This is a genomic window from Paenibacillus sp. FSL R7-0198 (assembly GCF_038000415.1).
Taxonomy (GTDB): domain Bacteria; phylum Bacillota; class Bacilli; order Paenibacillales; family Paenibacillaceae; genus Paenibacillus.
This window is the reverse complement of record NZ_JBBOCB010000001.1, coordinates 6,269,916-6,283,725: the sequence shown is the minus strand read 5'-3', so window position 1 is coordinate 6,283,725 and position 13,810 is coordinate 6,269,916. Positions and strand designations below refer to the sequence as shown.

The window sequence follows — 13,810 nt, the reverse complement described above, 5'->3', positions numbered from 1 at the left end:
ATAATTTTAACGATAAGTACGCAAAGTAACATCTCGCTCTACTTTTAGATGTTCGTAATCAACATAAAGACTTTTTGAACAACCTTTTTAACAACCTCCCATAACACAAAAAAAACAGACCACATGTGGTCTGCTCGGCTGGACGGATTATATTTGAACTGCCTTTATTTGCTGCCTACTTCTCAACACGCAATTGAAATCCAGCCTGTTCAGCCTGTACCTCCAACATCAAATCACGTACCCGACCTGCTTCATTCCCCAGTCGTTCTTCGCTGATTCGGTAGTTGGTCCATATTAGCTCTAGTGGAAGTTCAACCGTACCCGTCAGGCAATCCCATAGAGCGTCGAGATTACCCCCATAAAAATCCGGCAGCTTCAACTTAACCTTTAATTGCTGATGAAGTTCAGCGCTACTAGCAAAGTCTTCTCCATCCAGAATCACGGTGTTCATGACTGCTCCTTCCTCTATTTCATGCGTGTAAATGATACATAGTGATCTGTCGTTTTGTAGATGAGTCCATCATTGGAGTACACAATCCGATCCGAATTACGGAAGCCGGAAGTATAGTTAATATCTGCTTCGCGCCATGTACGTCCACTTGCTGAAGGCAGAAGCCCCTCCCGATTGCCAAATACGTCTCCACCAATGCTTTTCCCAGGAGCCACTACAGCCAAGTTTCCTTGTGAAGCTACCCAGCCGAGTCCTGTTGCTTGTGATTTGGTAATAAAGTTACATGGCAACGTTCCATTTGCACTCAAATAGTTTGCTACACCCGTAAACGTATTGATGATGGTACATGTTGCAGCAGATGCCTTCTGCTGTCCAACTGGAGTGAACTGTGAACCTGTGAGGAAAACAAACGTTAACAACAATGCCAGTAATGCGGTGGATATCAACTTTTTCATAATCCGGCCTCCCGATCCTTCAAAGTAGATGAACGTTGTCACGATATGCATCCTGCAAGCTGTAATCTTCTGGTTGTGCGTTCTGCTAGATTATAGTAAACAAGTCATCTCATGACTATTTATATCACATCATTTTGGTAGAAATATCAAATTCAGACGTTTAAATTGTAAAATATTATAATTGTAACATTTTAAGACAGAAAAAAGACTCTCATCCCTGAAGATGGAGTCTGCATTCACCAGTATGTGTAAACTGACTTGACCTAATCTAATCGATCAGCTGCACACGTTGACGAGTTCGAGCCGATTCCAGGCATGCATCAATCACGCGCATGTTTTGAATGGTATTTTCCGGACTGAAAGGTAGAGCTGCTCCATCAAGCACAGCCGTTGCAAATGTCTCTACCTGAAGCACATAGGAATTCGACACCGATACACGCTCCTCACGGCTGACCGAATCCGTATGCACAATAATCTGAGGTGGAATATCACTGTTTTCCCAGCCAAACACTTTTGGCAGTTCAATCCGCCCTTCCGTCCCGAGAATCTCCATCTCCGCTCGACCTGAAGCCCACATGCCACAGTCAAAAGTTAAGGCTACCGAATTCGGAAATTCGACCAGTCCCGAGGCCATCATATCCACGCCATCATGCTCGTCCGAGAATAAAGCGTGTACGGTCACCGCTTCCGGTTCCTGTCCCAGATACATCCGGGCTGCCGAGATCGGATACACGCCAAGATCAAATAATGATCCGCCGCCCATCTCTCTTTTGAACCTTACATTTTCCTTGTCATCAGCGGTATTACACGTAAAGTTACCATGGATGGCTCTGACAATGCCAATCTCTCCACTAGCTATAATCTCTTGCACACGTCTGTGCTTGGGATGATAACGATACATAATTGCTTCTGCAAAAAGAACACCTTGCTGCTCACACGCCTCAATCATTTCTGCGGATTCATCTGCATTCAGGGCAGCTGGTTTCTCACACAACACGTGTTTGCCAGCCTGTGCCGCTTTGATGGTCCATTCTTTGTGCATATGGTTAGGCAAAGGAATATAGACGGCTTCAATGTCCGGATCAGCGATGAGCTCTTCATAACTGCCATACGATCTGGCAATGCCGAGTTCTTCGGCAAGGGTTTCCGCCTTTTCTTTGCTGCGGCTGGCAATCGCCAACACCTCACCACGTTCAGACTGCTGGATTGCCGGAATGACTGCATTTTTGGCAATGGTTGACGTACCGAGTACCCCCCACTGTAACTGTCTGTTCATGCTCATCTTCCTTTCATACCGTAATTGTCCTCTTCTGCCTTGTGTAACATGCCGAGACAACGATCCAGGTCCGTTTTGACCTGTTTCTTGTATAACTCAGCTTTTTCCGCACCATCATCCGTGAAATGATATAAAACGATTTCCTGAAAATCGACCTTTGGATCATTGCCCTTCAGTTTCTTTGTCCGATAAAAAACACCTTGCTGTACCAATTCATGTAGTGCCCGATATACCTCGCTCTGGGGTGGTACGTAACCGTAGTCTTTGAATTCCTGCTTCATCGCCTCCAGCATCTCGTAACCATACCCCCTGTGCTGTTCAACCATCGTAATCAGATACAGCTTGATAAATGCCCGCTGTGCAATCATAAAAGCCACGTTCATTCCCCTCCTGTCAGAACCTATATATCTAGTATTATAAAACTTATGTTCGGGTTCTGCCATCTTTCTCCGCTTTGCCTCCCTTTTGTCCATCTTCAAAGAAGGTGAGAAAGAAATCGTGTGGATACGCGGTAACTTGGGGGAAGAACAGAAAAAGGTCTTCTGTTGTGAATTTTTCATGTAATGAAATTTTAATTTTTATTCAAAATAATCAATTTCATAATACCTTTAGCTGCTTCAATCAAGGCTGGATATAGATCGAAACGGTTCAATTTGTCTATATCCAGTTACAGAAATCCATTTTTAGTGAGTTATGAAATTGATTCAAAAGTTGTTTATTTCAGGGCTCAGGGAGTCGTGAGATCGAATTTTAATAATAAGAAAGACTGTGCACAAGCTGTAAAAGCTGTACTACCTGTGCTCCTGTATCTTGTGTTCGTTTACTCTCGTACTCCCGTACACTTCTGTGCGGCTGTGGTGATCTATTATGAATTTTTCATATGTTGATGGATTCATTTATCACGAACAGACTTCGGTACGATTCCCACAATCCATTTGCCCCAGCTTACACGAGAGATAAGCCATGTCACTACACAGGATAATGTAAGAGCCAACAACCAGGTGATGATCATCCGAACGACAGGGTTCCAGCCCATAGCAACGTAAAACAATTCATCCGGAATGTAGCTATACCGCAGCATCAACATATGCATCAGATAACCGCCATACGATACACCACCAATCCATCCCAGCAGTCGTGTAACTCTGAGGTTATGCAGTTTTCCGGCCAGCTGGTACATGACCATAATAGAGGCTATCAGAAAGAGTGCCATATCCGGGCGGATCAGGCTGACCGTATAGAACGTAATTTTGATTCCCTCCGGCTTCTGAAACTCCAGCATTAATAAATAAGTAAACCGCAGACCCAGAACAATAAACACTGTCCAGTATATCCAGCGCAATCGATGAATCCATTCATTCCAATGCTGGACGGATAACCCCGCTGCTGCACCAAGTACAAAATAAAAAAAGAAATAGAGGAAATTGCGGTCTGCATACGTTGTAAAAGCATCTGTCAGCACCGGGATATTCAGCCATTCCATGAACTTGGCGATGTTTCTTAATTGATCCGCAAGTACAAGATACACTACACCAGAAATCAATAATGCGATCATACGCCCCTTGGCCTCATATCGGTTATATACATAACGAATTGCACGCAAGAAGAGCGGAAATAACAGATAAAACTGGATCAGCATAATAATGTACCAAAAGTGTGAAGTCGTTTTGCCAGTAATCAACTTCAAGCCTAGGTCCGGGATGTCATTCCATCCAAATCCGGTCCAGCCCCGCGGTGCAAGTGTAAAATAAATGAGTGACCAGATCAGATAAGGCACGATGACGTCGTTTACTCTTTTTCTCATGAACTGGCCATAATGCAGCTTGTCTCCCGTGTTATAAAACAGCACCATACCTGTTATGAATATGAATAAAGGAACTGCAAATTTGGAGAGCATCAGCAGTATGGCCAGTAACACACCATCCTCCAGTCTCGTCTCCGGGACCAAAGAGTAATGTGCGATGGAATGCTGAAGAACCACCGCTCCAAAGGCAATTCCCCTTAAGCTCTCTATTTCTGTAATTCGTTCTTTGCGAGGCATACATTCAGCCATCCTTTCTTGGTTTTGCGATAAAAACAAAGTACAATGAAGCCGTAGATTTAATGAACGGAGTTGATTAACATTTCACTAATAGACAAAGACGTAACCACTACCGATTCCAAGTATGTCCAGCAACATCTGGCTAACGAGCGAACTTTTCTGGCCTGGGTACGCACCGGTATTGCCATGGCGGGCATCGGCTTTCTTGCTGCCGGATTTGGTTTCAATTCGTCGGCGTATGATCGGCTTGCACATATTGCGGCGATTATTACCGGTATCACTTCTCTGATTGGCGGCATATCCATCATTGTGTATTCGGCAGCAGCGTATCATCGGAAGCGTACACAAATCAATGAACAGACGTTTCAGGCATCGACCGGATTGATCCGGTTTCTTACCATGATGCTACTGGTGATTGGACTCGCTTTGGCTGTACTGTTATATGTATTGTTATTCCCGGCTTGACTGGGTAAAAACACCATCTGCCATTATTGACACGCACCCATATGCAACACAGGGACAAAAGCCGGCTTCCCTTAAGGAAACCGGCTAATGACCATCTGGTGGATCATATATGTCATTCCATTTTGCAGATAATAAGTCATTGGGTTTTATTTCATATCGATTAAATTCGCGGCAAGATTACAGGAATGTATTGTTACCGAATCGCGCTGCCTTGTTTTGGGCTTCCAATCTGCGTTCTTCCATATCCAGATCCGGACGTTCAGCAGGTACATCTGCGCCATGAACTTGCGTTCTGTCCCGATTAAGTTGGCTGTTGCTGCTAAACACATCGTACACATCGGTGTCCCGATCGGTGGAATCTACGAGTAGCAGAATTTTGCCATTCTGTACATACTCCTCATACTGTTTAGCGTCCTCTTCCGGAATACCGAGACCGACCAGACCACCCACCAATCCGCCAGCTCCTGCACCCACGGCTGCACCGGTAAATGCTGCTGCAATGGGGCCTGCGGCCAGGATGGGTCCTATGCCGGGTATGGCCAGTGCACCGATACCTGCGAGCAGACCGGCTACGCCACCAAGTACACCACCTGTTGCTGCACCAGCAGCCACGCCCTCAGGGGCTTTGGTACCTGTCTCTTCCCGAATTGCCTTCAGTTCGTCCCGATCTTGTGTAACAACGGAGATTTCGTCTGAAGTGAATCCTTGTGCTTTCAGACCCTCGATAGCCTGCGATGCTTCACGTTCTGTATTAAACACACCTACGATTTTCTTCTGCATAGTGAATCCCTCCTCATATTATTGAGTGGTTCGCTATGTTATTACCCGCCTAAGTTTCTTTTAAACGTTTGCAAGTCAATATACTATGTGTTGATAGTAAAAAATTGCTGAGATTCATTCCTTTTTAATCCTCATCAGGTTGTGCATTCAAACTCAGGCATGTGATACGTTGTCAGGCATACTCTTACGCGGAAGGACATCGGCGTCCAGAACATCTTGAAGTACAGGGTGGCTGATCCTGACGGATTGTCCCAGACGATTTTCTAAGGAACCGAGGACGTCTTATTTAGCCTTCGGGTCTTCATTTAAGTTTGTAAGGAACATGAGACACGTTATTTACCAAAATCACCTGACAAACCCGTTGTAAACAGCTGGTTATTCAGATATAAGGTGTTTCAGATTCCTTAGATCGCTGCGGCGCTTCACATCGCTGAATAAGACGTCACAAGTTCGTTAGCGCTCCGCTCCATGGTTCTGCTCCATGTTCAGCTCCCCAGGCACCTCCAGTTACGCTTCGGCCTCGGCAGGTTTGAAGATACGCTCTGGAGTGTGCCTTCAACCTCAAAAAAGAAGATTTGCCGAATTCTCCTTCCATGCCGGAAGTTTTCAGCAGGCGTGCCGGGGCACGTCAAGGGAAAGTGACGCAGCATGGGACGAAAAGGCAAAGTGACGTAACATGGAGCGAAAAGATAGTAGAAGATGCACGTTAGCGAGTTCGGAGACACGTCCTGGTTCAAGGTGATTCTTTAAGACAGAGAATGATTCGATCAGCTACAAAACTGACTGTTGTTCAACAAAGTCTAACCCTGATAACGCGCCCTTTGGGAACCAAATCGTTGATATTTGAAAAACGAAATAATTCATCTATTTCCCCCGTGGCTTGGCCCGATTTGTGGCGACCGCTTCAAGTGGATTATCCGGCCAGTAATGCTTCGGATAACGACCTTTCAGATCTTTTTTGACGTCAAAGTACGTCTCTCGCCAGAAATTGGCCAAGTCTCGTGTAACCTGTACAGGTCGCTGAGCTGGCGATAACAAGTGGATGGTCAACGGGACTCGCCCACCAGCTATACGCGGTGTCTCCTGTTGTCCAAACATCTCCTGTAATCTCACCGCTAAAGCAGGGGCCTCTGGACGGCTGTAGTCCACCGGAATACGTGAACCACTGGGCACCTGTATATGCGTCGGAGCCTCATCGTCCAGTTGTTGTCGTTGCGTCCAGCTCAATCCACCCAGTAATACATCCTGCATCGACAATCTCTTCAGGTCGGCTGCCGATCGCATGCCTGTCAGATAAGGGGTAAGATGTTCTTCCAGCTCTTCGGTCAGATCATCTTCGATCAGGTCGGGCCAATCAGGTAGATGGAGATGCAGGAACCGCAGCCTGTCCGCAAGTTGTCTGGATGTTTTTGTCCAGGGCAGACAATCCAGCCCTTCCATTCGTATTCCGGTTAACAGTGCTTCCAGCACCTGATCTTCAGGTGGCTGTGCAATACTGCTCTCTTTAATCACAAGGGCTCCAATATGAAGTCTCTTATGTGCGCGCACGCTGCGGGTATTGGAATCCCATGCCACTTGCACTTCATTGTGCAGCAAGTGCTGACCTGCCTGCAACAATGTCTGCTCCTGCAACGGCGCAGCCAGCAGGATGCGCGCATCTGCGCCCTGGTCGTCTGCCTCGGCTGCGACCAGATACGCTGAACGGCTCAGCGATTCTGTCGCTGCGAGCCGTACGCCGCGGCCGCTGCTCAGCAGATAGCGGCCGTCCTCCCGGCGTTGCCCGATCCGGTCCGGATAGGCGAAGGACAGCAGCAATCCGCAGCTGTCCTCATCCGGCCGCACCGGATCGGCCGCCGGGCCGAGCGCCGAGCGCAGCTGGCGGCTCTCCTGGAGCATGCGCCGCACGGCCGCGCCGTCTGCGACAGCTGCTGCCGCTTGCGGCATGCCGCTGCTGTCAGCGGTCAGCAGCGCCTCTACGCGCGGGCGGAGGTCCGTGCCCGCGCCTGCACTGCCACTGCTGCGGAGGCCCGCAGGCTCCTGCAGCAGTGCCGCCAGCATGCTGGCGTAGCTGGCCAGCCCAAGCTCCGCCGCGCGGAGCAACATGCTGGCCAGTCGCGGATGCACGCCAAGCGTGTTCATCCGCCGCCCGAAGGGCGTGATGCGGCCTGCGTCGTCCAGGCCGCCCAGCTGGCGCAGCAGAGCCTGTGCCTGGCCGTAGGCGGCGTCAGGCGGGGTGTCCAGCCATTGCAGCTCTGCTGGGGACTGGACACCCCAGACGGCAAGCTCCAGCGCCAGCGGCGCAAGATCCGCGGAGGTGATCTCCGGGCGAGCTGCCTCAGGCAGCCCCCCATGAACCTCTTCGCTCCATAGCCGGTAACACACCCCCGGGGCAATTCGCCCCGCACGACCCCGCCGTTGGTCGGCTGACGCCTTGGACACTGGCAGGGTAACAAGCCGGCTCATGCCCGTGCGCGGCGAGAATGCCGATGCTCGGCTCAGCCCCGCATCCACCACAATCTTAACTCCAGCGAGTGTGAGACTCGATTCCGCAATGGAGGTGGACAACACAACTTTGCGTGAGCCCTCAGCCGCCGGGCGTATGGCCTCATCCTGTTGTTCCACCGGCATACTGCCATACAGGGAATGAACTTTCACATGCGCAGGAAGAGAACTGTTTAATAACTCTCGCTCTGTACGGTGTATCTCTCTTGCGCCAGGAAGGAAAACAAGCACGTCCCCCTCCTGTTCGGCTAATGCCCTCGTCACCGTCTGAGCCGTGAATTGTTCCAGCGGCATGGCTGCTGGTCTCGGCACATATCGTGTTTCCACCGGAAACGTGCGCCCCGGACAATGTATTGATCCTGTGCCTTCGCCAAGCAACCCACAGACGGGAACAGGATCAAGGGTAGCCGACATCACCAGCAATTTCAGATCTGGACGTAACATCGCTCGGGATTCCAATGCCAGAGCCAAACCCAAGTCCCCGTGTAGGTGACGCTCATGGAATTCATCGAATATAATCATCGCCGTATCCTCAAGCCCCTGGTCCTGCTGCAACATCCGGGTCAATACCCCTTCCGTGACAACTTCAATGCGTGTCCCCTGACTCACCCGGGTATCCATGCGTACGCGGTATCCTACAGTCTGACCCGCTTTTTCCCCAAGCGTAGCCGCCAGTCTCGATGCAGCCGAACGGGCGGCCAACCTTCGGGGTTCCAGCATTATGATTTTCCGTCCCTCAACCCATGGCTCGTCCAACAAAGCCAGCGGTACAACAGTTGTTTTTCCCGCCCCCGGCTCTGCAATTAACACACCTGTATCTTGATCCCGAAATAACTGTTTTAACTCAGGAATAATCTCTTGTATTGGTAACTCTATATGCATATGATCGCTCCTAGTGAATGTACCCTAATGCTCTTCAGTATCTTTAATCGAATGTTAGCATTATAACAAAAAAAGCCGTTCCAAAGGAACGACTATCGCAGACACACTTATTTAACCAACATGAAAATTATTCAGAACGCTCCCTTAACTGAGCAATGACTCGGCACCATCAATGACGATCTCTGCTCCGGTAATATGTCTGGATTCGGACGATGCGAGGAAACTCACCAGATCGGCAACATGTTCCGGCTGACCCGGCCCGTCCGCAAGTGGTTGCTGTCCTTCCGGGAACTCCATCGGAATAATGATCTGTTGCAGATCATCCGTTTTGACCGTACTTTGATCGATATTTGTCGCAATCGCTCCTGGGCAGATCACGTTTACACGTATCTTGAACTTCGCCAGCTCCAGCGCAGCCATCTTCGCAAAAGCAACCTGCCCTGCCTTGGACGTGCTGTACGCCGACATGCCAAAGCTTGAGAAGCGTTGATTGCCATTAATCGAACTCGTGATGATGATACTGCCTCCACCCCGTTTTTTCACGTGAGGCAATGCATACTTAATGGTGAAAAATGTTCCATTCAGGTTGGTTGTAATAATCTGCTGCCAATCTTCAACCTGAATCTCCTCAATGGGTGCCGATACACCGTTAATGCCCGCATTGGCAAAAACAATATCCAAACCGCCGAATAACTCAACGGTTTCCAGCACAGCCTTTTCCACACGTGCCGGGTCGGAAATGTCTACATCAAATGCTCTTGCCGCACCAGGGTGCAGCGCATTAATCTCTGCTTCCGTTTCCGAGATCCGATCATTCACCAGATCAAACAATGCAACATGTGCACCCTCTTTAGCCAGCTTGACCGCAGTGGCTTTCCCAATCCCGGAGCCTGCTCCGGTAATAATCGCAACCTTGCCTTGGAAACGTGACTTGCCGTTATGTTGTGTCATTATCCATTCCACTCCTTTGATTAGCAATTATGTAAGAATGTACGTTCAAGCTCATCATTGGTACTGAAAACCGACCTTTTTGAACACGCACTTAAAATCAATTCTTCACAAGATTACCCAAAAAGAGTGTCTTTTAAATCAACACCAGCAAGTTTTTTCACCGTTGATCAACACCAACGTCACAGCAACATCAGGATCGGTCCACAACTTTGTAACTGGCACTCACCATTCCAGCTCAATGAAAGCGGCATCATCTTCAAGACCGCCGGTATGTGTGGCATCCAGCAGTACCTGAATGTGTTCATCCGGGACATAGGCTTGAATGGCATCCAGATCATTTAATCCATCCGTATATAACTGAAGACGTAATGAATCTCCTGCGGATCCTTTCATCTCGTAGATGTGCGGCTTACCACCAACAGGTCCTTCAAGTGTAGACCAACGCTCATTTGTCTTGCAGTGAGTCTGAAATAATTCAGACTGTTCCTGGCCATTACGCCACAGACGAATGCGCGAATCTCCTTGCCACGCAAGCCACACCCGACTTTTGCGACCGCCTCCCGTAAGCTCAATCCGTCCACATACATACATGGCTTGACTGCCCCGACTTCGCTTTTCCATCAACACTTCACGCAGCAGCAAAGGGGAACTTTCCAGTGGCTGTAATTTCTCCAGTTGCTCGGATGCCGGAAGGGTCAGGTCATGAAGAAGACGCTCCACGGCATCCTCCGTCGGATTCTGCGTCGTTTCCAGCCAATCCAGTAAGGCATTCCCCAGAAAACGCGCTGCAAAATCACCCAGATAACTCATGCCTACCCCATCACACAATACAAAATTGCAGACATTTCCTTTCATACGTACCGCAGCAAAGTCCTGTCCGGTATCTCCCTGATGTACCGTCTCAGCCGCTCTGCCGTAACCATATCTGCACTTAATTGTGCCCTGATAGCGGGTTAGTGGCTGTTCTCCCGTCTGTACACTCACATAGCGAAAGTTGCCATGCCGTTGCTCGGCATGGCCCCCCTTATCTCCAGCAGACAATGTTGCCAAACGCATCGCTCTCATGATTCCCCTCCTATCTCACAGGCGTAGCAGCGGACATCTGGAACCCGATTGATACCAATTCTGCACATGTACCTGGCAGCATCATGAGTGCACCGGGTGCAAGCAAATAATCAGCTTCAACAAGCATTTCCCGATAACTTTCGGGCAGGACGGATGACATATTCCGCAGCTTCTCTCCATGTTCATCCTGTAGATTCGTTTCCGAAGAGATTCCCTTCCATCTTCTAGGTTCAGCAATTGGCCCTTCCAGCAGATGATCGGATATAAAAATATTCTCCACCAGCACATTGCCATCAGGTACACTCATGCCCATGATTCTTTTCGCAATGGGCTCGGGATCTTCACCTGTGGCTACCCCATCGGTCATATGGCACACAAGTGGTGCAGGACAATCCTGCATATTCGGAATTTCGGCCTGCAGAATCTTTTCAGCCTGCAAGAAAGCCTTCGCAGAATCCGAAAACCGTTTCGGTGTCAAGTCAGGCAGAGAACCAACTGCAGCGATCTCGTCAATTCCTTTGATACCGTTTAACAAGTCATATACATCATCGCTGTATGCCAATATGGCTATACGATAGCGAGGTGTCAGACGATTACCCTTGGTAGAGCGAAATACCATTTGGCGGATCGCAAGAGATAAGGCATCATAGACGACGTCAATCCGTCGACGATTTTCCAGAACCATATTCATGGAGGCGCTAATATCAATTAAATATATGATAAGTGCAGGTGTACGCTGTGATGCTTGAATCGTGTAGTTCATCTAGGGTGAGTCACCTCCGTCATTCATTCACGTGTTATTTTATAAGTTGGGCAACGTATAACTGGTGTTGCTCAGGAATTTGTTAATGGCACTCATTCGAGCTGCCACTTTACCGACCCCTTTGAAATAAGCAGCATCGGTATTATATAGATTTTTGAAATCACGGGCATACGCTTCCGCATTTTCAATCTTTCTGCCTTTTTGTGCGTTATACGTTTTATTGTAATGAGCAATCAGCGTGACTACATTCTGGGCTCGTTTTTTCTTGAGCGCGGCTTTCTGAGCAATCTCCTGTTGACGTTTAACTTCAGCAGCCGCTTTACGCTCCGCTTCCTGTCTTGCAAGCTTGGCATCATTCTCTTTTTTCCAGACCAGATAAGCTTCATATTTTGCCTGTTTATCGTACTTCTCTTGCTGCGCTCTCTTGGCGGCTTCTTTTTTCTGCTGTTCCTGCTTCACCAGATAGGCCTCATATTTCGCCTGTTTGTCGTACTTGGCCTGTAGCGCCTTGCGTTCTTCTTCTTTTTTCTTTGCTTCCGCTTCCTTCTGCTTGGCTTCAGCGAGCTTTTTCTTTTCCTCTGCATCCAGTTTCGCAGCCTCTGCGGCCTTTTTCTTCTCCTGCTCTTCCTGCTGTTTGAGCCCAGCTGCCTTTGCAGCTTCAGCCTCTTCCGCAACTTTGATATCTGCCAGTCGTGTGGCTTCCTGCTGTTCTTTCTGCTTCACCTCTGCCTGATCGGCGAGTATTTTGACCGTTGGCACGCCACCTGCCAGCAATACAATAAGCACAGCGGAGGAAATCATGAACTTTTTGGATCTGTAGAATGGCACATGTACAGGCTTGTCTGTGTCTTCTTTTGGATTAAGCTTGGCATCCAGTTCCTTAATTGCAGCCTCGACTTCCATCTGCATCGCGCTGTTATGAGGAATGAAATGATAAAGCGAACGGTACACTTCCAATGCTGCAGCCGGTTTATCTTCATCCTCCAAGGATCTTGCTTGCAGGAACAGACGGTTCACAACCGCTTCCTGATCGGGAGAGTGTGGCGTTTGAGGAATGTTCCCATCTTGCGTATTCACTGGCTCACTTACTGGTTCTGAGCTCTTTTTCAGTTTCTCGTCAGCTTCGGACGAATTGGCAGCTTCTTCTTCCGACGTCACAGCAGCAGCCGCATTGGCCTGATCCACGTCTACCGCAGCCAATGCAACATACCACTCGCCAAACGTCGGACAGCTGCTCAGATCGTGACTTTCCCAAGCTCGAATGAACAGATCGGACAGTTTGGAACCCCAACGTTTCTCGAGGGACTCCCGCATCGCATAATACCGTTCACTTACCGTTTGCATTTCATGCTGGTCAAAATAACTTTCGCCCCATGCTTTCTCTACAATCACGGGGTCCGACCAACTTAACATTTCAGCAATGATAACAGCTCCGGCAAATCGGTCAGCATATGAACTCCACAAACCGCTGTGCACTGTTCGATGGGCTGCATAACCGGGCGACCCGGCAAGCAGGGCATCCGGACGATCCATCTTGGAACCGTACATCTGCTCGACATCCACAAGTTCTACCGCAGACGTCTTCCCCAGGTTCTCCACTTCGGAAAAAAACGGAATCATTACATTGGGAGCGGACATATCACAATGAGCCAGTCCACGTTGTTCCATAGCCGAACCCGTTCCAGCAAGCGCTCTGGCCAGCTTCAGGCTTTCCTCAGCCGTCAACTGTCTCTGATCACTAATCACATCGAACCAGGTCTGACCTTGCACCCATGGCATCAACACCGCATATAACAGATCGGGATGTTTTCCAATGAGCGCTCCGTTTCTTTCCGGAGTGAGCACATCACGCTTGCATACCTGCAAACCTGGCAGTTCACTATAAGACTCCATATGCTCAGACTGATATACCATAGCCGGAATACGGAATTTAGGAAAAAAGACTTTTAGTGCTTTGGCCCCATGAAGGGAACCATTTCGGGGTAACAACTGATAAACAATCCCCTGCCTTCCGGCTTGGGCATAAGCCAGACCCGGCGCAGCCGGATGTTGCCCAATCGTATAGGCAATGTCGTTAATCACCACTTCATCCCCGGGATTTGGTTGAAAAGACATGCTTATCCCTCTCTCTGTCCTAGTGTCATAGTTGCAGCAAAAACCGGGTGTTGTGACAACGCCC

Annotated in this window: 12 protein-coding genes; 1 reads left to right on the top strand and 11 read right to left on the bottom strand. The window is 48.9% G+C overall.

Going from position 1 to position 13,810, the window contains the following annotated elements; all coding sequences use genetic code 11:
• Window positions 1-175: 175 nt before the first annotated feature.
• The 5 genes from MKY87_RS27640 to MKY87_RS27620 all read right to left on the bottom strand — a co-directional run bounded on the left by MKY87_RS27640 (window position 176) and on the right by MKY87_RS27620 (window position 4,223).
• Window positions 176-451, bottom strand: a complete 276-nt coding sequence (locus MKY87_RS27640; protein ID WP_340966965.1) for a barstar family protein — start codon at window positions 449-451, stop codon at window positions 176-178.
• 14 nt (window positions 452-465) lie between these two features.
• Entirely contained in the window at window positions 466-906 is a 441-nt protein-coding gene (locus tag MKY87_RS27635; RefSeq protein WP_339784485.1) for a ribonuclease, read from the bottom strand.
• A gap of 268 nt (window positions 907-1,174) precedes the next feature.
• Window positions 1,175-2,182 carry a Gfo/Idh/MocA family protein gene (locus tag MKY87_RS27630; RefSeq protein ID WP_339784487.1) on the bottom strand — a complete coding sequence of 336 codons (1,008 nt, stop codon included), beginning with the start codon at window positions 2,180-2,182 and terminating at the stop codon, window positions 1,175-1,177.
• Window positions 2,183-2,184: 2 nt separating this feature from the next.
• Entirely contained in the window at window positions 2,185-2,559 is a 375-nt protein-coding gene (locus tag MKY87_RS27625; protein WP_017689061.1) for a helix-turn-helix transcriptional regulator, read from the bottom strand.
• A gap of 515 nt (window positions 2,560-3,074) precedes the next feature.
• Window positions 3,075-4,223 (bottom strand): acyltransferase, encoded by a 1,149-nt coding sequence (locus tag MKY87_RS27620; protein WP_340966964.1) that lies wholly within the window; start codon window positions 4,221-4,223, stop codon window positions 3,075-3,077.
• Window positions 4,224-4,295: 72 nt separating this feature from the next.
• Here MKY87_RS27620 and MKY87_RS27615 point away from each other — a divergent pair, with 72 nt between their 5' ends.
• On the top strand, window positions 4,296-4,688 hold the full coding sequence (locus MKY87_RS27615) for a YidH family protein (protein WP_340966963.1): 393 nt from the start codon (window positions 4,296-4,298) through the stop codon (window positions 4,686-4,688).
• Between the two features lie 177 nt (window positions 4,689-4,865).
• Here the strand turns inward: MKY87_RS27615 and MKY87_RS27610 are convergent, their stop codons facing one another.
• The 6 genes from MKY87_RS27610 to MKY87_RS27585 all read right to left on the bottom strand — a co-directional run bounded on the left by MKY87_RS27610 (window position 4,866) and on the right by MKY87_RS27585 (window position 13,746).
• Entirely contained in the window at window positions 4,866-5,468 is a 603-nt protein-coding gene (locus MKY87_RS27610; protein ID WP_091031760.1) for a general stress protein, read from the bottom strand.
• Window positions 5,469-6,332: 864 nt separating this feature from the next.
• Window positions 6,333-8,852 (bottom strand): ATP-dependent helicase HrpB, encoded by a 2,520-nt coding sequence (gene hrpB / locus MKY87_RS27605; RefSeq protein ID WP_340966961.1) that lies wholly within the window; start codon window positions 8,850-8,852, stop codon window positions 6,333-6,335.
• 144 nt (window positions 8,853-8,996) lie between these two features.
• Window positions 8,997-9,803: an SDR family oxidoreductase gene (locus MKY87_RS27600; RefSeq protein WP_017689067.1), complete on the bottom strand. Its 807-nt coding sequence runs from the start codon at window positions 9,801-9,803 to the stop codon at window positions 8,997-8,999.
• A 222-nt stretch (window positions 9,804-10,025) separates the two neighbouring features.
• The gene (locus MKY87_RS27595; protein WP_338593902.1) at window positions 10,026-10,868 is read right to left on the bottom strand and encodes a protein phosphatase 2C domain-containing protein; all 843 of its coding nucleotides are present in this window, start codon (window positions 10,866-10,868) and stop codon (window positions 10,026-10,028) included.
• Between the two features lie 10 nt (window positions 10,869-10,878).
• Complete coding sequence (locus tag MKY87_RS27590; protein ID WP_076330724.1) at window positions 10,879-11,631, bottom strand: vWA domain-containing protein; 753 nt, start codon at window positions 11,629-11,631, stop codon at window positions 10,879-10,881.
• A 39-nt stretch (window positions 11,632-11,670) separates the two neighbouring features.
• Window positions 11,671-13,746: a hypothetical protein gene (locus MKY87_RS27585; RefSeq protein WP_340966959.1), complete on the bottom strand. Its 2,076-nt coding sequence runs from the start codon at window positions 13,744-13,746 to the stop codon at window positions 11,671-11,673.
• Between the last annotated feature and the right edge of the window lie 64 nt (window positions 13,747-13,810).